Consider the following 20,322-nt stretch of genomic DNA (forward strand, 5'->3'; position numbering starts at 1 on the left):
AGGGGAAAAGGAAAGATTGGGACTTTTCCCCTTAGACTGTTAATCTTTTCTCCTCTCGATCGAGAATAAGTTCAACAAATTTTTCAGTAAGCACCGTTATTCGTCGGAAACAGCACTACACCAATAGTCTTGAAGACTACCCAGAAATCTAACAGTAGATGGCGATTATTGACATAGTAAACATCAATTTTCACTCGGCGATCGTAAGGAATATCATTACGTCCCGAAACTTGCCAAATCCCTGTAATTCCTGGTTTGATAGTCAATACCTTATCGATATATCTCCCGTACATAAACAGTTCATCAGGTACTAGAGGTCTTGGGCCGACAACGCTCATTTCTCCTTTTAAAACGTTCAAGAATTGAGGAAATTCATCCAAACTTGTTACCCGCAAAAACTTACCAATTCGGGTAATTCTGGGATCGTTTTTTAGTTTGAAATTATCTGCATATTCTTGGCGCAGTTCTGGGTGTCTAGCCAACATATCCTGCAAAATTTCATCGGCATTTGTCACCATAGTGCGGAACTTAATACACTTAAAAGGTCGATGATTTTTACCAATGCGTTTCTGAAGATAGAAAATTGGCCCAGGGGAACTAATGGCGATCAATAAAGCCAAAACCAGGTAGATCGGGGAAAATAAAATCAGGACAGCTAGAGAAAAGACGATATCAAAGCTGCGCTTGGCAAGATCCCGATAAACCATTTTTACAGATTTTTTTCGGTTGTTGCCTTTGAGCAGGAGTGGCTGGAAACTAAGCTTCCTCAACCCCCGAAATAACTTGGGGGAGACAAAAGGGCTTTCGGCAGTCATTGTACTCCTTACACTACTTCACACCACACACAGTCCACATCATAAAGCCTTAACATACATTAAGACGAGGAGATGGGCAATCTTAGTGAGGAAAGGGAGAAGGGAAAGCTAGTTAACTCAAAACGGAAAACTTTCTGGGAGCTTGTTTTGCTTTTGGTGATAACAACGATCGATATATTCCAAATAACGCTGTTGAAAGATGTCTGGAGAGAAGTTAGCGGCGTGCGATCGAGCCACTTCAGGACTAAATTTCATTTCATAAGTTACAAAGGTCTTAACGGCATCTGTTATCGCTGTGACTGATTGCTCGGCAAATAAGATCCCAGTTCCACTTTCAGGATGTTGGCGAATATCCCGCACCGTTTCTAAAGTACCTCCTGCGCCAAAAGCAATCACTGGTGTACCGCAAGCTTGTGCTTCCACAGGTGCGATGCCAAAATCTTCGTAAGCGGCGTATAAAAAGGCTTTAGCATTAGCCATATACTTTTCGACTACGGCATCTGGTTGAAAACCTAAAATTTGGACATTAGGCTGTGCTAGTTGGCGAATTTTTGGTAATTCTGGGCCCGTACCGATAACGATTAAAGGTAGTTTTAGTTGATTGAAAGCTTGAACGATTAAACTGACTTTTTTGTAACTGACTAAGCGGGAAACAATTAAGTAATAATCTTCTTTGTTTGTTTGGTAGGAAAAGCGATCGATATTCACAGGCGGATAAATCACTTCTGCTTTGCGGCGATAATAGCGCCAAATTCGACTAGCAGTATGCTGGGAATTAGCAATAAAATAATCAACGCGATTAGCAGTTAAAACGTCCCACTGGCGTAATCTATGCAACAAATATCTGGTGATTATTCCCGGAATACCTTTACCCATAAAACTATGAGCCAGATAATCAAAAGTCAAATCCCAAGCAAAGCGCATGGTGGCATGACAGTAGCAAATATGTAATTGTTGGGGAGTGGTAATTACTCCTTTGGCGACAGTATGGGAAGAAGAAAGAATAATATCGTAGTGGCGTAAATCTAATTGTTCGATCGCCAAAGGTAAAAAAGGCAAATATTTTTGCACCCCATTTCTCGCCAAAGGGAAATACTGTAAAAAAGTCGTACCTATAGAACGGCCAAATAAATAACTTTCTGGGTTAGTAGATTCAAAATCAATTAAAGCATAAACCTCAGCATCAATGCACTTTAAAATTTCTCTAACAACTAGTTCTGAACCCCCAGTAGCTTTGGGTGTCAACCATTCATGAACCAGAGCATAAGTTAAGTTGTTAGCCATTTAATTGTTAGTTGAAAGCATAAAACTAGAGAAGCACCACAGTAAGAAATAGATGAGCAGACTAAATCTGTTCATCTAATCACAGTTATATTGATAAATTCGGGCACTCGAAACAAGGGCTAAAGAAAAATATATCCAGTAACCAGTTACGGAGCAATTTTTCACAAGCCAGCTTGTTTAACCAACAAGTCCTTAGAGCGATTTAACGTTAACCGACTCCTTGCGGAGTCGGGAGTAAATTTAAGGATTTGTGGTTTGTGCAGCCAAACGCTGCTTAAGTTCTTCCAACGCAGAAGCCCAACGTGGATCGGGTTGAACTGCATCATTGTTAGAAGTATAAGTCTGCGTATTTCCACCACCAGAGGAACGACGCGACTTTTTATTCCGACGTTTACCTTCACCAGAACCACCAGCACCAACATTACCAGTATTGGGTTTGGGAGTGGTGGTAGCTGTTTGTTGTTGGGGTGCTGCTTCCTCGTCACTTTGACCTTTAGTGCGAGGTAATGCTTTTTCGATTTTCAAAGCACTGTCTTTAAAAACAAAACCGTTAAACTTGCCAATGATTTCATCAGCTTGTTCGTCATTTTGGACAGTGACGAAACCGAAACCGCGGCATTTCCCGGTTTTCCGGTCTTTAATCACTTTGGTAGAAATATTGCTACCAGCTTCGGCAAAAACAGCTTGTAATTCTTGGCGATCGATTTCTTCTTTCGGCAAATTACCTACATACAAACGAATTGACATATTAAAAATCCCTCCAGACTTTGGTTCAAACAAACTTGCTTATCAGCGCTCCTATCTTGCTGGTTGAGGAGAAACTGGATTGACAAATGCTCACACAAAACTACTTCTGTGTCCTTGTGGTCAATTACCATTAAACAACTCACCACGTTGAAAAAACGCTGGGTTTCCCATTCGGTGCCCAAAATTTTACACCTAACTTTGCAGCATAGAATTCGACATCACCCATCTGATAATCAGATGTTTGGCTCGGATGTTGCTTTTCTAAGATGTTAACGCCATTCATTAAGGTATCACGACCAACGATCAGTAACCAGTTCTGTGGACAGATTTCCGATTTTAACTTGGGATCTCTCACAGGTGAAACACCGTTACCCAGAACTCTCGTCCTTTTGATAAGCACCGTTTCAAATTGTACCTGTATCCTGAGCAATGCTGCGGAAAAATGTACAAACAAAAACCAGCCTGTGCTTTTCGGCTGGTTCAGCTTGCTGTGTTGGGAGGAGGAAATCCTGATACCAAGGCTTTCAAGCGATATTAATTCAATTAAGAAGGTTGCTTGAGTCAAGTCTTTGGTTAAGAAGTTCCTGTAAATAAATGTAACATTTACTCCAGTATTCCGCAACTTTTCTTTACAATTGAGCCAAGTTAGGCTTGATATCAAATTGCCTGGGAGCCTTGAAGCCTTCTGCTTTCTTCAACTAGCCGCCTTGATAAATTATGTAAGCACCCCAGAGGGCAGTTGCTAATGCCAAAATAAAAGACCATATTGGGTGGCTGCTGTGAATGGTTGCGCCAGTTTGGGTAGTTAAAGTTCTGACATCTAGCCAAGGGGTAGCGCCACGATGAAACCAACCTGTAATGGTGATGTTGCGGTTTACCATTTCGCTAGGATTGGACGATCGGGGAAAAAGGTTTCCTACAGGGCCAAACCAAGAGAAATAGTGTAGTTTAATTAAACCTGTCGCGGTTTGTAAAATTAGGTCTTGACAAAGCCAGTTACTTACGCCGTAACGACCTAAAAGTTTTCCTTGCCAAATAATTTGTTGAGTGTCTGTTGGGAGAGTTGCAGGATTGGCTAGTATTTGAGGTAAGTTGGTTTCTTGGGGTTGGGATGGGATTTTGCGATCGGGAAAAAAGGCATTAATTCGGAATAAAATCCCCAAACTAATACCAATTAAAAGACAACCGTAAATTAGTGACCAATCTCCCCACATCCAATCTAGTAATATTTGTGTTAGTTTGAGTCGATGACTAATTGCACCAATTAGCCAAAGTGTACCGCCTAAAGCTAACCCTAACAAGATGCCAAAATAAGGTGAACCTTGTAAGATAAATTTAGAAAATTTGCCTTTTGGTGCTGGTTCTGTCAGCAAGTTGAGTTCAGTTTCTAACTTCCAATATTGAGCATAACGAGCTAAGATTCGCAATCTTTCTCCTAAGAGAAGATGGGAGTGGTTAATTGCTAGCCAACGCCGATAAGGATTGAGGTAATCCCAAGTTAAAATCGGTTCTAAGGGAGTCACAGGATAAAGACTACCCAGCATTATTGCTTGTGGAGTTCCTACTAAATTTAACGGGGAAAAACCTTCTAATAAATAACTGGTTTCTCTTTGTTTTTGAATGTTTTCGGCAATGCCAATGCAGGTTTTTATTAAAGCGCGAGTTAGTGCGTTGGGATTGCCTGTAATTTCGCAGGCTAGACGATCGCTAAAGTTAATTCTAGCTCTAGATAACCATAATATCGGCCACCGAAAGCACCAATATAAGCCGTAAGCTAAAGCAGCGATCGCACCTGCAATAAACCGCACGTAAGAATTTTCATGATCGTCAGCAGATTGGCTAAATTGATAATAAACAGCGTAAGGTAGTAAACTAACTAACACTCCCCAAGATAAAAAGGCGAAATCCCAATAAAGGATCTGCCCTAATTGAGTCGTATAAACTACAGCAATTTCCTCATCTGTTAGTTGTTCGAGTAATCCTCGACTAACAACTATTCGCGCCGTTCGGCGCAAATTTCCATAAGTCAAAACTATTGGTGCATTATCAGATACAACCAATAATTTAGGCATTGGTAATTTTTTTTCTCGGCAAACTCGTTGCAAAACTCTTGAAGCTTCCGGGCTTTTTTCAGCTAGAGTTGTTAAAGGTAATGGTTCTAAACGGCTGAAGAATTTTAAGAGAATATCCATCAGCCAAGGAGTTGCTACAATCAGCCCTACAATAATACTTACTGTGATTGGTGTTACGTAGCGAAGAGGGCCATAATAATCATAGTCATAGTTATAAGAAAAGCTGAGTTTGAGAGAAATTTGATTAATGTTACTGATGAGAAATCCTGCCGTGTTACTGATTACCCAAAATAAGGAAATGACGATCGCGATCGTGCTTAATCCCTCCACTCCCCAAAGCTGAGTTAAATCAAACCTAAAACCTAGATTTACTGGCAATTTTTGCCACTTTTTCGCCCTTTCTGCTTGCTTCCATTCTGGTTTATAGGCAGGAATATTTGCGGCTTCTGGTTGATTATTACTAGCTGATTGAGGTTTTAAGATACTCTTTTGAGAAACTGGATTTACCGAAGTTTTTGGTTGTACCGCAGATTCTCTATTTGAGGGCGATTCTATTTTTTTAGTTGGTTTGATCGGTTGATTAATCGGCGTAAAACCAGTCAAATTATTAGGCGTTGATTTAGGAGTTTTATTTGGTAACTTTACAGGTATTCTTTGGGTAGTACTTGGCGGTGGTAATTGTTCTAAAGGAACAAAACCACTGTCAGAAGTTTGGGGAATAGAAGTTGTTTTTCCTTTAGTTGGTTGGGGATAATTTTTCGTGAAATAATCCAGTTTGTTCACAGCCCATTCTTTAACTTTAGAGTTAGTGTTTTCACTTAACTCTTGAGTTAAATTAATTGCTTTTTCTATCTCATTAACGCCTTGATATGCGGCAACCAAACCCATCTTTGCTTTAATGAGAATGGGTTCGCTGAGTTCAATTTGGCAGACGTTTTCTAAATGCGCGATCGCAGATAGGTAATCCTTTTGCTTTAAAGCAGCTAATCCAGCTTCTAAGGTAGATTCAGGAACAAATGCCATAGTTTAACTTTTCTCGTTGACTCGGCTTTTCCCAAGATACCCAGATTTTAACCCTCAGCTATCAACTAAGCAGAAATAGTTAGAAAAATTGACCTATTCTCAAATTCAAAAATCCGGTTTCTGCGGAGATTGTCTCCCAAACTGGGTACTTACATCCAGAAACCGGGTTTTACAAATAGAGGTTTTGAGTGATATTTTTTACAACGATTCCGGTTCTTGTCCGGCAACTACTGGCGCAGTATTATTTAACTTTAGTTCTGGATGATCGCCGAGTACTTGTTGTAAATTCCACTCATTTTTAAACAACAATACTGGTCTTCCCCAACTATCTTTCACCGTAATGGTGTTAAATAAACGCCCCACTTTTTCTAAAGCTTCCCAGCCACCAGCTACCCAACGAGCGAGGCTGTAAGGTAAATAATCTAGGCTAGTTTCTACGCCATATTCATTTAATAACCGGAATTGGACAACTTCCAATTGTAATTGACCGACTGCGGCTAAAATTGGGTCGCGTTTTGCTTCATCAGCGGAGTACATAATTTGGACTGCGCCTTCTTCCCGTAGTTCGGAAACACCTTTGCGGAACTGTTTAAATTTAGAAGGGTTGGGATTTCTTAAATAAGCAAATAATTCGGGAGAAAAACAAGGGATACCTTCGTACTCTAATTTTTGACCTGTGTAAATGGTATCTCCGATCGCAAACACCCCCGGATTATTCAAGCCAATCACATCACCCGGATAAGCTTCTTCAATTGATTCTCGATCTTGAGCAAATAATTTTTGTGGTCGAGAAAGGCGTACAGTTTTACCACTACGCGCATGACTAACGACCATATCTTTTTCAAATTTTCCCGTACAAACCCGAATAAAAGCAACTCTATCTCGGTGTTTCGGGTCCATATTAGCTTGTAGCTTAAACACAAATCCCGAAAACTCTGGATAAGTTGGGGGAATTTCACCATTCGTACTATTACGAGAACCAGGTTTTAAAGCATAATGCAAAAAGTTATTTAAAAACAGTTCTACGCCAAAATTAGTCATCGCACTCCCAAAAAATATGGGGCTCATTTGACCTGCGTGAACTGCGTCTAAATCTAAATCCGGCCCTAACTCTTGCAGAACTTCTAAATCTTCTTTCAGTTGATAGTAAAGGTCTTTTTCTAATAATTCCTCAATTCGCGGATCGCCCAAATCTACAATAGTATCTTTAGCTTCTCTGCTACCATGTGCGGTACGTTCAAAGAGGTGAATTTGCTGTTTTTGTCGATCGAAAACCCCTTTAAAGCGATCGCCCATACCAATAGGCCAATTTACCGCATAAATCTGCAAACCTAATTCCCGTTCAATTTCATCCAGCAATTCTAAAGGTTCTCTTCCCGGACGGTCTAACTTATTCACAAAAGTAAAAATCGGCAAACTCCGCATCCGACAAACTTCAAAAAGTTTACGAGTTTGTGGTTCCAAACCTTTAGCCGCATCAATTAACATTACTGCATTATCCGCTGCTGCTAAAGTCCGATAAGTATCCTCACTAAAATCTTGGTGTCCGGGAGTATCCAACAAATTAATCTGACAACCGTGATAAGCAAACTGCAACACTGTCGAAGTAATCGAAATACCCCGTTGCTGTTCCATTTCCATCCAGTCAGAAGTCGCCTTACGTTGTGCTCGTCGCGCCTTTACCGCCCCCGCTTCGTGAATCGCACCTCCGTAAAGTAAGAGTTTTTCTGTTAATGTAGTTTTACCTGCGTCTGGGTGAGAAATAATCGCAAAGTTGCGACGCTGTTCTACTGCTGTTTGGAGTTCTGTTTGAAGTTCTGTGGTCATGCTGGCTGGTAGTCAGAAATTACAGTTGGGCAAACCTAAAGTTTAGCAAATTACCAATACTAGGATAGCGAGAGAATCAGAAATATTTTCCTTCATTTCTGACAAGTGCGATGGCAGAGATCCCGCAAATTTGGTACGGGAATTTCTTCTGTTGGCTAATTGATTAGATATGATAACTTCAAATTAAGCATAGACCTGATTAGATCAGGGGTTACTTAAATGTACGATCAAACATACGATACTGACAAACGCAAGTTACTATCTGCACTGTGTCATGGTTCGATTTTCTTCAGCATTATAGGAGTTTCGATTGGTATTCCGATCGCAATTTTGTTAGTAGCCGATGACCCAGTTGTCAAAGATAACGCTAAAGAAGCCCTGAATTTTCACCTGAATCTTTGGCTATATGGGGCGATCTTCTGGGTTCTCCAAGTGATTTTGATCGGTTTCTTACTGTTACCAATTTTAGGAATTGTCAACTTGGTGATGCCAATTTTAGCCATCCTTCATTGCTTGAGTAATACTGAACAAGCCTACCGTTATCCGTTTATTTTCCGCATATTGTAGAAGGGACTGGGGACTGGAAAATAAGGAACTTCTGAGTTAAGAACTTTTCTGGTTCCTCTGCTCCCCTGGCTTTTTTCTGATAAAATAACCCTACGGCTAAATAGCGGTAGGGCTTTCAGGACAGTTAAACGCTTATCTTCTAGTGTCCCTAAATTCTAGGCTGGCGAAAGTTGGCTTTGTGACGATTTATCTAGTGTCTGTAGCGATCGCTAGTCTAGAATCAATTATTATAACGATAAAATTAAATTGGGAGAAATCCACCCGACGATAAAGCCTAATAAAGAAACACCAGCTAAAATAAAAAAAGCTTGCCAACCTCTAAATTCAGTCATTACCATATCTAGTCTAGCTCTTAGGGCAGTAGCGACTAAAAGAACTATATAAGCAACAAAATGAATCCAAATTATGATTAAAGCTGTAAAAAAAGCCATGCTAATTAATGTAATAAAAGCTCTGGTATCAGACTGAAAAGCCAAAGATATAAATTTTCTCAAGTTGGAAAGGGGTGAAGCAAGAGTTTCAGCTAACAGCAGAATTAAAGCGATCGCTAAGATCATTGCCCACCATTTACATTTAAAATAAAACACTACCCCAAATAGTTGACCATTACACAAACCCCATCCCAGCGTATTGGTATACAAACTCCAGCCTAAGATAATGTATGTAATAAAAAGCATTATTAGGGATAGCAAAGGAGAACTTCGGATCTTCTGCATATAATATAAAGTTTCTTCCAGCTGAGTTTAACAAAGCTTAGCTCTGAGGGCTAACACTTCCTTTAACACTATTGTCCGGCGAAAATGACCAACTTTGTCGTGTCCTCTGCAATTGCTTTCTGCCTTCTGTCTTCTGCCTTCTGCCTTCTGCTGTTGCAGAAACCGATAAACTTATGAGTAAATTTTGGTAAACATTTGTAAACTATTAAGAAGTGCTTTCCGATCGTCACCTATTTAGAGGAGTCATTAATGAGGCAACTTCTTATCGTGGAACGCTTCTGTCTAGCTGGACATATTTTATCGATGATTTTCGGATGGGCAGGGCTGCTGTATGTTTTACCGCGTCCAGAACTGATTGCCAGTTTACCAAGTTTAGGACAAACCTTCTTTGGGCTAAGTATGGCTTGGGGTGGGGTAATCAATATTATTCTGGGGGCGATCGCCGTATCAATTTTTGCTTATCGTACCTGGGGAATTTGGCCTTGGTTAAGCTTCATGTTTCCTGCCATGCTGATTTCCGTTAGCAGTGAATTGCTAGGCACCAGTACTGGATTTCCTTTTGGTGATTATCATTACCTGAATGGATTAGGGTATAAAATTGGGGATTTAGTACCGTTTACAATTCCGATTTCTTGGTTTTACATGGGGATTGTTTGTTATGCGATCGCTCGTGCCGGAATCAGATTAGCAGAAAAACCCAGCTTTCTTCGTCAACTTGGTGCGATCGCTCTTGGAGCCTTAATGTTCACCTCCTGGGATTTTGCCCTCGAACCAGCAATGAGTCAAACGATCGTACCATTCTGGTATTGGGAACAAGCCGGAGCATTCTTCGGTACACCTTACCAAAACTACGCCGGATGGTATGGCACCAGCTTTTTATTCATGAGCGTAGCTGCAATTTTCTGGAACCTCAAGCTGGGCGCAGGAAAGCAAAACTTAACCAGCAATTTCACTCAAAATCAATTAAATTTCCCCCTAGTTATTTATTTAAGTAACTTCGGATATGCTGCCGTGTTAAGCTTAGGTTCGGGTTTCGGAATTCCAGTTTTACTGGGCGTATTGGTAGGAGTGATTCCCACATTGGCACTTTATCAGCTAGCACCTAACGCCAAAACTAAATTTGCTACTGAAGAATCAGCTACCATCAAAACCGAAATTCCAGTGGCGGCGGTAAAAGTAGGAATCAAGTGAATCAAGATTTTTTCATAGTGGCGGGTGCTGTTTGTTTTGGGTTGTTACTGTTACAAGTACCAGCAACATTAATTCTGCTTTCCCGCCTCTTCAAAGGGCCTTTTCGTCAACCTCCCGTTTCTCCCCTTTCGCCAACTCCCGATCTTGTCGGCGCAGTCAGCGTGGTAGTTCCCACCCTCAACGAAGCAAAGCGAATTTCTCCCTGTTTAGCTGGATTAAGTCAGCAAAGCTACGAAGTTAGAGAAGTTATTGTTGTCGATAGTTACTCTCAGGATGCTACCCCTGATTTAGTCAAAGCAACTCAGGAGAAAGACCCAAGATTTCGGTTAATTAATGACGATCCTTTACCCAAAGATTGGGTAGGAAGACCTTGGGCTTTACACAATGGTTTTCTCTACAGTTCTGAGCAAAGTGAGTGGATTTTAGGCATTGATGCAGATACTCAACCTCAACCTGGATTAGTAGCAGGTTTAGTTAAAACTGCCCAAAAACAAGGTTATGATTTAGTCTCTCTCTCCCCCAAATTTATTCTGCAAGATCTGGGGGAGTGGTGGTTACAACCTGCTCTTTTAATGACATTATTGTATCGATTCGATCCGGCTGGAACGGCGAATCAAAGCCCGGAAAGAGTAATGGCAAATGGGCAATGTTTTTTGTGTAAGCGATCGGTTTTAGCCGCTTTAGAAGGTTACACTAGCGCCCGCAGTTCTTTTTGTGATGATGTGACTTTAGCCCGTTATGCTGCTTTTCAAGGTTACAAAGTCGGCTTTTTAGACGGCGCAAAAGTGATTAAAGTCCGAATGTATGAAGGGATGGCACAAACTTGGACAGAATGGGGGAGAAGTTTAGATTTAAAAGATGCTGCTTCTTTTTCACAAATATTAGGTGATTTATGGGTGTTGCTGAGCGTTCAAGCTTTACCTTTACTAATAGCACTCACTTACTTTTTGATTTCTCCCTTTTTCTCTCTTTCTGCTTTTCCCTTTCGGCTATTGTTGGGATTGAATTTATTTTTGTTGGCGATTAGGTTTGCTTTGTTGTTGGCGATCGCCCCCTCCTACGATTTCACCCAAAGCAAAACTAATTGGACTTTTTGGCTTTCCCCTCTAGCAGATCCCTTAGCTTTCCTGCGAATTTTGCTATCCTCACTGTATACGCCTACTCAATGGCGAGGAAGGATTTATGGAAAAATTCAGAAGGAAGAGAGCCAAAAAATTAATGCTTTCAGTAATTGAAAATCTTTTAATTACTTCAGCTATATGCTAAACAATCCTTCAGTTGTATACGGACTTTTGGGCAGTTTAGGCGCAGGTTTAGCAACAACAATCGGCGCAATGCCCATTTTTTTTATTAAGCGCATTACTGATAAAATTCAAGGGGCAATGTTAGGATTTGGGGCAGGAGTAATGTTAGCTGCTACCTCTTTTTCCTTGATTATTCCGGGAATTGAAGCTGCTACTTCTGCCACGGGAAATAAGGTAATTGCGGCTTTAATTGTGGCAGCGGGTATTTTGTTAGGTGGCGTATTTTTGTGGTTTACTCATCGCAACTTTCCTCACGAACATTTTATTAAAGGTTCCGAAGGAAATAATCCGAGTAATTTGGCGCGAGTTTGGTTATTTATTTTGGCGATCGCCCTCCACAACTTCCCTGAAGGATTAGCTGTAGGAGTAGGTTTCGCTAGCGGCGAAGTCACACAAGGACTAACTTTAGCTGCTGGAATAGGTTTACAAAATATCCCTGAAGGTATGGTAGTTGCCCTATCCTTAGTCGCTGAAAAATATTCAAAATTATATGCTTTATGGATTGTATTAATTACTGGTTTAGTTGAACCTTTCGGCGGTTTAATTGGTGCTGGTGTAGTTTCTTTAGCTGAACCCTTAATTCCTTGGGGAATGGCTTTCGCCGCCGGAGCTATGTTATTTGTAATTAGTGATGAAATCATTCCCGAATCTCACCGTTTAGGTTATGAAAAACAGGGGACGATCGGCTTAATGTTAGGTTTTATATTAATGATGCTTTTAGATGTAATCTTAGGTTGATGAAGTGAAAGTAAGTTTGATTGTGAAAAATGTTGCAAAATTGGGCTTTGAGTTAACTTCAAACTCTCAATTAGTCTAATTCTTAAACCTCATAAATAGATTAGTTAATCTAATCTATTTAGATGCTACTTATGAACCGATTTGCTCGATAATAAAGATTAGTGTAACCGGAAGGTAATAATTCAATGTCATCACCACCTTGCTGGCAAGAAAGAGAATTTAGTGGGTTAGAAGATACTCCAAAACCAGGAAGAAGAAGAAAATGGCAGCCGGAGGATTTAGCTGAAATTGAGCGACAATTTAGAGACAGAACCGCGAACTTATAGTATTTGTCAGTTGTGTCAAATCTTAGCCACTTCCAGAAGAATCCAACTGAGTGAACGCCACCTCCGTAGAATCTTGAAAAAAACTAAATGATGAAAAGGCGATCGCCATCCAACCATAAATTGTTATTATATCATCACCACAAGTACGGGAGAATCTACTTTTTCATTCTAAATATTGAACAATACCGCAAAAATCATGGAAACACTAGAAACTATATTTAATAGTCTTTTGTACCCTTTTAAAATACCATTCTTGGCATCATCTCAAATTTATTGGTTATATGTACTTTCAACTATTTTAGTAGCAACAATAATATATACATTTAGATTAGGACATCAAGACAAAGAGAAAAGTTTTCTAGAATACCTTTTTCCGAAAAGCATTTACTTACATCCAACATCTATTACTCAATACAAATACTTTTTTTTGATTGCTGTTTTTGAGATATTTTTTGTAGTACCAACTATAATATTTTTAGAAAAGTTTGCCAATATAACTTGCCAAATTTTGATACAATTTACAGGCACTAATACACCTCTCTTGGTCACAAATCACTTACTAGAACAGAATATAATCTTTAGCATTTTTGTAGCATTATTAGGTGACTTTGCTAATTTTTTATATCATTATCTAGCCCACAAAATTCCTATATTGTGGGAATTTCATAAAGTACATCATTCAGCCGAAGTTATTACACCATTGACTGTATATCGAATTCACCCAGTTGAGATGTTGTTAGGTAACATAACAATAGTTATAATCACCAGTTTAGGAACAGGTATCTGGATGTATTTGTTTGGAACTGAGATGAAAGAGATATTAATTTATGGGGTGAGTTTTGAGATTTTTATCTTTTATTTAGCTGGCTATAATTTACGTCATTCTCATATCTGGTTAGCTTATCCTCAGTGGATTAGTCATATATTCATCAGTCCAGCGCAACATCAAATACATCATAGTGTAGACCCCAAACATTATGATAAAAATTTTGGTTATATTTTTGGATTTTGGGATTGGATATTTGGTAGTTTATACGTGCCAACCAATTATGAAAAACTAAATTTTGGTTTAGCAGATGAAGAATCAAAATTTTTTAATAGTGTCGCCAATCTCTTGTTACATCCATTAAGAGCAATTTGGCAGCGAATCAGTAAAAAGTCAGCTTGATTAAATTGCCAATTCAAATCAATTTCAAGCTTTTGGAATTTTATCCAATTTAATTTAGTTCGATTTGCAGGAATACTGATTGTTTCAAAGGAGTTATTATGAGCAAAAAAGCATTAAATTCAAACTATGAAAGCGTTGGTTTTCTTGAACATTTAGATACTAGAATAGAAAGTGTTTATGCTCAAAACAAGTGTATTCATCAGATATTTGTAGAGCAGGTGGAAAAAACACCTGATGCAGTAGCAATATTATTTGAAAACCAGCAATTGACCTACCGCGAGTTGAACACAAAAGCTAATCAACTGGCACATTATTTGCAAGCGATGGGGGTAATTCCAGAGGTAATGGTGGGTCTATGTGTAGAGCGATCGATCGAACTAGTTATAGGAATCTTAGGTATTCTCAAAGCTGGTGGAGCTTATGTTCCTTTAGATCCTGCTTATCCCCAAGAACGACTAGCATTTATATTAGAAGATACGCATTTAAAAGTAGTTTTAACTAAAACACAATGGCTAGAAATACTACCTGTTATTCCCGCTTCAGTGATTTGTCTAGATGCAGAGTGGCAGAAAATTGGGAAACAAAGCCAAGAGAATCCAGTATGTGATGTGACATCAGAAAATCTCGCTTATTTAATATATACTTCTGGTTCTACTGGCAAACCGAAAGGAGTACAAATGCCTCATGCTAGTGTTTGTAATTATCTTGAGGCGATCGCCAAAATTATCCCAGTTAACAACAAAGATATTTATCTTCATATAGCATCTTTCTCATTTACTGCTTCAGTCAGACAATTATTTTTGCCTTTATCCCAAGGTGCTACAACTGTTATTGCTACCCGCGAACAAACCAGAACTCCTCTGAGTCTATTTGAATTAATCCAAAACCAAGAGGTAACTATCTCTGATGGTGTACCTTCCCTGTGGCGTTACGGATTAATGGCTTTAGAAAGCTTAGATCCAAAATACACAAAAGCAATTAGCCAATCAAAACTAAGATTAATAATTTTTGGTGGGGAATTACTACCCTATCAACTAATTAAAAAGCTACGTAATCTCTTGAAAAACAACCCCCGCTTTTTTAATATTCTCGGTCAAACCGAAAGTATTGGAAATGGTTTTTATCTCATTCCAGAAGACTGCAATATTGAAGAAGGATATGTCCCCGTTGGTCATCCTCTCAAAGACATTCAGCAGGTTTATGTACTCAATTCGCAACTTGAACCAGTAAAAATTGGCGAGACTGGAGAATTACATATTGCAGGTTCTACCTTAGCTCGTGGTTATTTAAATCGAACTCAAGCGAATGCCGAAAAATTTATTACTAATCCTTTTAATCCACAACAAAAACTTTTCAAAACTGGAGATGTAGCTCGCTACTCCCCAGACGGCAATTTAGAAATTCTTGGTCGCATCGACTTTCAGGTAAATATTCGCGGAATGCGCGTTGAACTAGAAGAAATCGAAGCTGTATTGAAACTTCATCCATCTGTTCGGGAAAGTGTAGTTAGCCTCAGAGAAGATATCCCCGGAGATCAGCGCCTTGTCGCCTATATTGTCCCTAACAATCAAGCCTTAGATTTAACAAAAATCCGCAGTTTTATCGAGCATAAAGTACCAGATTATATGGTTCCTAATGCCTTTGTGCTAATGGAGAAACTGCCAGTATTACCCAATGGCAAATTAGACCGAAATAATTTACCTGCACCAAATATCTCTGCTGATATTCGTAAATTTGTCGCACCCCGTAACCCACAAGAAGAACTGATAGCTAATATCTGGGCGGAAGTTTTAAGATTAGAAAAAGTAGGGATTTATGACAACTTTTTAGAACTGGGAGGACATTCTTTACTTGCCAGTTTAGTTATATCAAGATTGCGCGAAGCTTTAGCCGTAGAATTACCAGTTAGCGTTTTATTTGAATCGCCAACCGTAGCCAGTTTAAGTGAAAAGATAGAAAATTTATCCCAGCAAAATCAGCCCGATCGAACCTTACCAATATTAGAATCTATACAGCGTTCTGTTGAATTACCTTTATCTTTGATTCAACAGCGATTTTGGATTCTTGACCAAATGGAAGGAGCCAACGCAGCTTACAATATTACTAGAGCTTTAAGTTTAGTTGGTTCCCTGAATTTAACCGCACTTCAACAAGCAATACAGTCAATTATTCAACGTCACGAAACTCTACGTACTTCCTTTGGCATCAGAGAAGGAAAACCCGTGCAATTTATTGCAGAAACTTTGCCATTCACCTTAGTATTAGAAGACTTAGAACCACTACCAAAAGTTAAACGACAAGCAGAATTAGAAAGATTAATTACCACCGAATATACAGAACCTTTTAATTTAAGCCAAGCACCTTTATTAAGAGTTAAACTGATTCGCTTAGAGTCAGATTCCCACGTTCTGCTAGTGACAATGCACCACATCATCTCCGATGCTTGGTCTATGGGAATTTTTCTTAAAGAATTGTCGAGTTTGTATGTAGATTCTCCCTTACAAGATTTGCCAATTCAGTATGCAGATTACGCTTACTGGCAACGTCAATGGCTGCAAAATGATATTATTAATACTCAGCTAAACTATTGGCTAAAACAGTTAGCAGATGCTCCACCAATTATAGAATTACTAACAGATTATCCCCGTTCTGCTGTTCAAACATTTCGCGGTAGTATCCAGAGGTTTAAGTTGGGTAATAACCTAACAAACAAACTGAAAAAATTAAGTCAGAAGTCTGGTACTTCTCTATTTATGACTCTGCAAGCGGCTTTTGTGACCTTTCTTTATCGTTACACTGGTCAAGAAGATATCGTTATTGGCTCTCCCATTACCAACCGCAACCGTCCCGCCCTTGAGTCATTAATTGGGTTTTTTGTCAACACTTTAGTTTTACGGACTCAGTTAAAAAATAATCCCACATTTAAAGATTTACTAGCACAGGTAAGACAGGTTGCTCTTGATGCTTATGTTCATCAAGATTTACCTTTCGATCGATTAGTTGAAGTTCTTCAACCACAACGCCATCTCAGCCATACTCCGCTATTCCAGGTGATGTTTGTATTGCAAAATTCACCAATAGAAAAACTGAATCTGGCAGGTTTGGATGTAACGCAGATCGAATTAGATAAACCGACAGCAGGAGCAACTTTTGATTTAACTTTGTCCATGCAAGAAATAGACTCAGAACTGAGGGGAGCATTTGAATATAATGCCAACTTATTTGATGATGATACTATTGCTCGGATGGTAGAGCATTTTCAAATTTTGGTAGAAGCTATTGTTAATAATCCAGATGAGCGAGTAGGACAAATACCATTACTCACCGCAGCGCAACAAGAGCAATTACTTGTGGAATGGAATCAAACTCACACTAGTTATTCTCATTTGTGTATTCATCAATTATTTGAGCAGCAAGTAGAAAGAACACCAGATGCGATCGCTATACAATGGGAAAATCAACAATTTACCTACCAAGAGTTAAATAATCGAGCTAATCAACTAGCAAATTATTTGCAAAAATTGGGTGTTGGTGCAGAAACTTTAGTGGGAATTTGTTTAGAACGATCGCCTAAAATCATCATAGCTATGTTAGGAATTCTCAAAGCAGGTGGTGCTTATTTACCTCTAGATCCTACCTATCCTAGCGATCGTTTAACGTTTATGCTCGAAGATGCACAAGTCTTTTTGTTGTTGACAGAACAGCAACTATCAGGAAAACTCACCAACGTTAAACAGATTTGTTTAGATAGAGATTGGTCTGTAATTTGTCAAGAGAACCAACAGAATTTAAATTGTTATACCACCGCTAATAATTTGGCTTATATCATCTACACATCCGGGTCAACAGGTCAACCTAAAGGGGTAATGGTTACACATCAAGGAGTTGTGCGATTAGCAGTCAATACTGACTATGTAAAGCTGCAACCAACAGATGTAATTGCACAAGTTTCTAATACTTCCTTTGACGCTGCTACCTTTGAAATTTGGGGAGCATTACTCAATGGTGCAAAAGTAGCAATTCTGAACAGAGAAATCATTCTATCACCGCGAGATTTTGCCAGCAGCTTACAAACCGAGGGAATTACCATCCTGTTTATTACTACGGCACTATTTAACAAAATTGTTCAAGAAGTACCGTCAGCATTTCGACATTTACGCTACTTATTATTTGGCGGTGAAGCTGTTGACACTCGGCGAGTAAGACAGTTGTTAGCAGTAGATGAACCCCAAAAATTGTTGCACGTTTACGGGCCTACTGAAAATACCACCTTTTCTACCTGGTATCATATCCAGCAGATAAAACCAAAAGCAGAAACAGTTCCTATTGGTCGATCGATCGCTAATACACAAAGTTATATACTCGATCGCTATCTACAACCAGTTCCTATTGGTGTTACTGGAGAACTATATCTTGGTGGAACAGGATTAGCTAGAGGATATTTGAATCGTCCTGACTTAACATCTGAGCGATTTATTTCTCATCCTTTTGTGGAAAATGAACGACTGTATAAAACTGGAGATTTAGCTCGTTATTTACCAGATGGAAATATTCAATTTCTCGGACGCATTGACCACCAAGTAAAAATTCGTGGTTTTCGCATTGAACTAGGCGAAATTGAAACCGTACTGAGTCAACATCCCCAAGTTCAGCAAGTAGTAGTTATTGTTCGAGAAGATGAGCCAGGAAATAAATATTTAACAGCTTATATTGTTAATGAAAATTTGACACTTACTAGTAATGAATTACGTCAGTTTCTCAAAGAACAACTGCCTGAATATATGATACCCTCTGCTTTTGCGATCGTCAAAACTTTACCCCTAACTCCTAATGGTAAAGTAGACCGGAAAGCCTTACCAAAACCAGAGACAACAAATTCAGAACTAGAAGCCACTTTTGTTGCACCTCGTACTTGGCTGGAAGAACAACTAGCAGAAATTTGGTGTACAGTATTACATTGCCAGCAAGTAGGGATTTATGATAATTTCTTTGAGTTGGGGGGACATTCTCTCCTGTTAACATCTATCATTTCTCGCATTCGAGAAAAGTTGTCTATAGAAATTCCTCTGCGTTCTTTATTGGCAGCCCCTACTATAGCTGAACTTAGTCAAGTAATCACCGCTATTCAATTGGAGACAGAAAACGAGAGTGCAAGCTGTATGACATTTGACATTTTGCCACCTCTTGTTCCTCAAGTACGAAACACTTATGTTCCCCTATCTTTTGCACAAGAATCTATCTGGTATTTACAACACTTAACTCCTGAAAGTTGCGCCTACAACAGCTTTGTTACTTTACGTTTTACAGGCTCTCTTTCTGCAAATTTTTTAGAATCTAGCTTCAATGAAATTATTCGTCGTCATGAAATATTACGCACAGCTTTTACTATCATTGATGGTCAACCTGTACAAATTATTAGCCCATCCCTAACTATATCTTTGGAGATTATAGACTTACAAAACCTACCTCATACAGAAAGAATATCTGAAGCTCAGAGACTCGCGGCATTAGAATACGATCATCATTTTGATCTAGCTTCAGTTCCTCTGATTAAGACAAAGTTATTGCAACTAACTCAAGAGGAATATTGGTTAACAATAAATATGCACCATATCATCACAGATGGATGGTCATTAGGGCTACTATTGGAGGAGTTACGAATAATCTACACAGCTTTTGCCAATGGTTTACCTTCTCCTCTACCTGAATTACCTGTTCAGTATGCAGATTTTACCCTCTGGCAACGTCAATACTTTAATGAAAAAGTAATAGAAAAGCAGTTGGCTTATTGGCTAGAAAAATTGACCAATACCTCACAAATATCTAATGGTTTTTCTAACATTCCGCCACAGGTGAGTAACAGTATAAGTGCATCTGTTTATTCTATAGTTTTATCTGCCAGTCTTGTGGCATCAATGGAAACTTTCAGCCGTTCTCGAAAAGTGACTCTATTTATCATTATTATGACTGCTTTAAAAATACTGTTTTTCAAGTACAGTGGGAAAAAAGATATTTTAGTGAGTGCAACAGTTGGTAATCGTAATGGAGTTGAAACCGAAAAAATGCTCGGTTGCTTTATCAATGAGATAATTTTAAGATCCCATCTTTCATCTGAGGAAACTGGATTGATTTTTTTAGAACAAGTGCAAGAAACTTTTATAGAAGCAATTAACAATAAAGAAATTGCTTGTCAAACAGTTATTGATACTCTAAAAACCAAACAACCGCTTAATATCTCAGCTTCACTTACTATGTTACCTCCAGAGAATTGGCAAGATTGGATGTTAGATGTAGGCTTTGTATCTATTGAGCGCGATCGCAACTTGTGGGAAGAGGCAGTTCCTTTAGAACTTTTTGTTTCTTCACCTTCTGCAAATAATCCCACTATTGAAATTAAAGTCTTGTACAGCACCGAGTTATTTACACATGAAACGATCGAGTTTATGTTTAACTATTACCAGGAAATTCTGCAAAAACTCGTCCAAGATCCAACTATCCAGATTTCTGAATTTGAAAAGGATCTAATTAATTAATAATCACGGTT

Annotated in this window: 14 protein-coding genes; 7 read left to right on the forward strand and 7 right to left on the reverse strand. The window is 38.9% G+C overall.

Annotated features, from left to right (window positions below; genetic code table 11):
- Positions 1 to 83 precede the first annotated feature (83 nt).
- The 6 genes from ACE1B6_RS27935 to prfC form a co-directional block, all read right to left on the reverse strand.
- On the reverse strand, positions 84 to 815 hold the full coding sequence (locus ACE1B6_RS27935) for an undecaprenyl-phosphate galactose phosphotransferase family protein (RefSeq protein ID WP_413260568.1): 732 nt from the start codon (positions 813 to 815) through the stop codon (positions 84 to 86).
- Between the two features lie 117 nt (positions 816 to 932).
- Positions 933 to 2,099 (reverse strand): glycosyltransferase, encoded by a 1,167-nt coding sequence (locus ACE1B6_RS27940; RefSeq protein WP_413260569.1) that lies wholly within the window; start codon positions 2,097 to 2,099, stop codon positions 933 to 935.
- 240 nt (positions 2,100 to 2,339) lie between these two features.
- Entirely contained in the window at positions 2,340 to 2,846 is a 507-nt protein-coding gene (locus tag ACE1B6_RS27945; RefSeq protein ID WP_413260570.1) for an RNA recognition motif domain-containing protein, read from the reverse strand.
- Positions 2,847 to 2,985: 139 nt separating this feature from the next.
- Entirely contained in the window at positions 2,986 to 3,411 is a 426-nt protein-coding gene (locus ACE1B6_RS27950) for a hypothetical protein (RefSeq protein ID WP_413260571.1), read from the reverse strand.
- A 133-nt stretch (positions 3,412 to 3,544) separates the two neighbouring features.
- Entirely contained in the window at positions 3,545 to 5,941 is a 2,397-nt protein-coding gene (locus ACE1B6_RS27955; protein WP_413260572.1) for a M48 family metalloprotease, read from the reverse strand.
- A gap of 198 nt (positions 5,942 to 6,139) precedes the next feature.
- A complete protein-coding gene (gene prfC, locus ACE1B6_RS27960) occupies positions 6,140 to 7,768 on the reverse strand; it encodes a peptide chain release factor 3 (protein ID WP_413260573.1) in 1,629 nt (542 codons plus the stop codon).
- Positions 7,769 to 7,987: 219 nt separating this feature from the next.
- On the opposite strand from prfC, the gene ACE1B6_RS27965 reads away from it, so the two are divergent.
- Positions 7,988 to 8,335 carry a DUF4870 domain-containing protein gene (locus ACE1B6_RS27965; RefSeq protein ID WP_413260574.1) on the forward strand — a complete coding sequence of 116 codons (348 nt, stop codon included), beginning with the start codon at positions 7,988 to 7,990 and terminating at the stop codon, positions 8,333 to 8,335.
- A 227-nt stretch (positions 8,336 to 8,562) separates the two neighbouring features.
- On the opposite strand, the gene ACE1B6_RS27970 is transcribed toward ACE1B6_RS27965, so the two are convergent.
- Positions 8,563 to 9,051 (reverse strand): hypothetical protein, encoded by a 489-nt coding sequence (locus ACE1B6_RS27970; RefSeq protein WP_413260575.1) that lies wholly within the window; start codon positions 9,049 to 9,051, stop codon positions 8,563 to 8,565.
- Between the two features lie 249 nt (positions 9,052 to 9,300).
- On the opposite strand from ACE1B6_RS27970, the gene cruF reads away from it, so the two are divergent.
- From cruF to ACE1B6_RS28000, 6 genes are all read left to right on the forward strand, one after another.
- Positions 9,301 to 10,242, forward strand: a complete 942-nt coding sequence (cruF, locus tag ACE1B6_RS27975) for a gamma-carotene 1'-hydroxylase CruF (RefSeq protein WP_413260576.1) — start codon at positions 9,301 to 9,303, stop codon at positions 10,240 to 10,242.
- Complete coding sequence (gene cruG / locus ACE1B6_RS27980; protein ID WP_413260577.1) at positions 10,239 to 11,477, forward strand: 2'-O-glycosyltransferase CruG; 1,239 nt, start codon at positions 10,239 to 10,241, stop codon at positions 11,475 to 11,477. The genes cruF and cruG overlap by 4 nt, the downstream gene beginning before the upstream one ends.
- A 24-nt stretch (positions 11,478 to 11,501) precedes the next feature.
- A complete protein-coding gene (locus ACE1B6_RS27985) occupies positions 11,502 to 12,284 on the forward strand; it encodes a ZIP family metal transporter (protein ID WP_413260578.1) in 783 nt (260 codons plus the stop codon).
- A gap of 185 nt (positions 12,285 to 12,469) precedes the next feature.
- Positions 12,470 to 12,610 (forward strand): hypothetical protein, encoded by a 141-nt coding sequence (locus ACE1B6_RS27990; protein WP_413260579.1) that lies wholly within the window; start codon positions 12,470 to 12,472, stop codon positions 12,608 to 12,610.
- A gap of 196 nt (positions 12,611 to 12,806) precedes the next feature.
- On the forward strand, positions 12,807 to 13,778 hold the full coding sequence (locus ACE1B6_RS27995) for a sterol desaturase family protein (RefSeq protein ID WP_413260580.1): 972 nt from the start codon (positions 12,807 to 12,809) through the stop codon (positions 13,776 to 13,778).
- Between the two features lie 98 nt (positions 13,779 to 13,876).
- Entirely contained in the window at positions 13,877 to 20,311 is a 6,435-nt protein-coding gene (locus ACE1B6_RS28000) for an amino acid adenylation domain-containing protein (RefSeq protein ID WP_413260581.1), read from the forward strand.
- The last annotated feature ends 11 nt before the right edge of the window (positions 20,312 to 20,322 follow it).

It is taken from the genome of Floridaenema fluviatile BLCC-F154 (assembly GCF_041929135.1).
Taxonomy (GTDB): Bacteria; Cyanobacteriota; Cyanobacteriia; order Cyanobacteriales; family Aerosakkonemataceae; genus Floridanema; species Floridanema fluviatile.

Bases quoted from the DNA above. Each gene is read 5' to 3' on its own strand.
- cruF (WP_413260576.1), top strand. From the start codon at position 9,301: ATGAGGCAACTTCTTATCGTGGAACGCTTCTGTCTAGCTGGACATATT.
- ACE1B6_RS27985 (WP_413260578.1), top strand. From the start codon at position 11,502: ATGCTAAACAATCCTTCAGTTGTATACGGACTTTTGGGCAGTTTAGGC.
- ACE1B6_RS27970 (WP_413260575.1), bottom strand. From the start codon at position 9,051: ATGCAGAAGATCCGAAGTTCTCCTTTGCTATCCCTAATAATGCTTTTT.
- ACE1B6_RS27995 (WP_413260580.1), top strand. From the start codon at position 12,807: ATGGAAACACTAGAAACTATATTTAATAGTCTTTTGTACCCTTTTAAA.
- ACE1B6_RS27955 (WP_413260572.1), bottom strand. From the start codon at position 5,941: ATGGCATTTGTTCCTGAATCTACCTTAGAAGCTGGATTAGCTGCTTTA.
- ACE1B6_RS27990 (WP_413260579.1), top strand. From the start codon at position 12,470: ATGTCATCACCACCTTGCTGGCAAGAAAGAGAATTTAGTGGGTTAGAA.
- ACE1B6_RS27940 (WP_413260569.1), bottom strand. From the start codon at position 2,099: ATGGCTAACAACTTAACTTATGCTCTGGTTCATGAATGGTTGACACCC.
- ACE1B6_RS27945 (WP_413260570.1), bottom strand. From the start codon at position 2,846: ATGTCAATTCGTTTGTATGTAGGTAATTTGCCGAAAGAAGAAATCGAT.
- ACE1B6_RS27935 (WP_413260568.1), bottom strand. From the start codon at position 815: ATGACTGCCGAAAGCCCTTTTGTCTCCCCCAAGTTATTTCGGGGGTTG.
- ACE1B6_RS28000 (WP_413260581.1), top strand. From the start codon at position 13,877: ATGAGCAAAAAAGCATTAAATTCAAACTATGAAAGCGTTGGTTTTCTT.
- prfC (WP_413260573.1), bottom strand. From the start codon at position 7,768: ATGACCACAGAACTTCAAACAGAACTCCAAACAGCAGTAGAACAGCGT.
- ACE1B6_RS27965 (WP_413260574.1), top strand. From the start codon at position 7,988: ATGTACGATCAAACATACGATACTGACAAACGCAAGTTACTATCTGCA.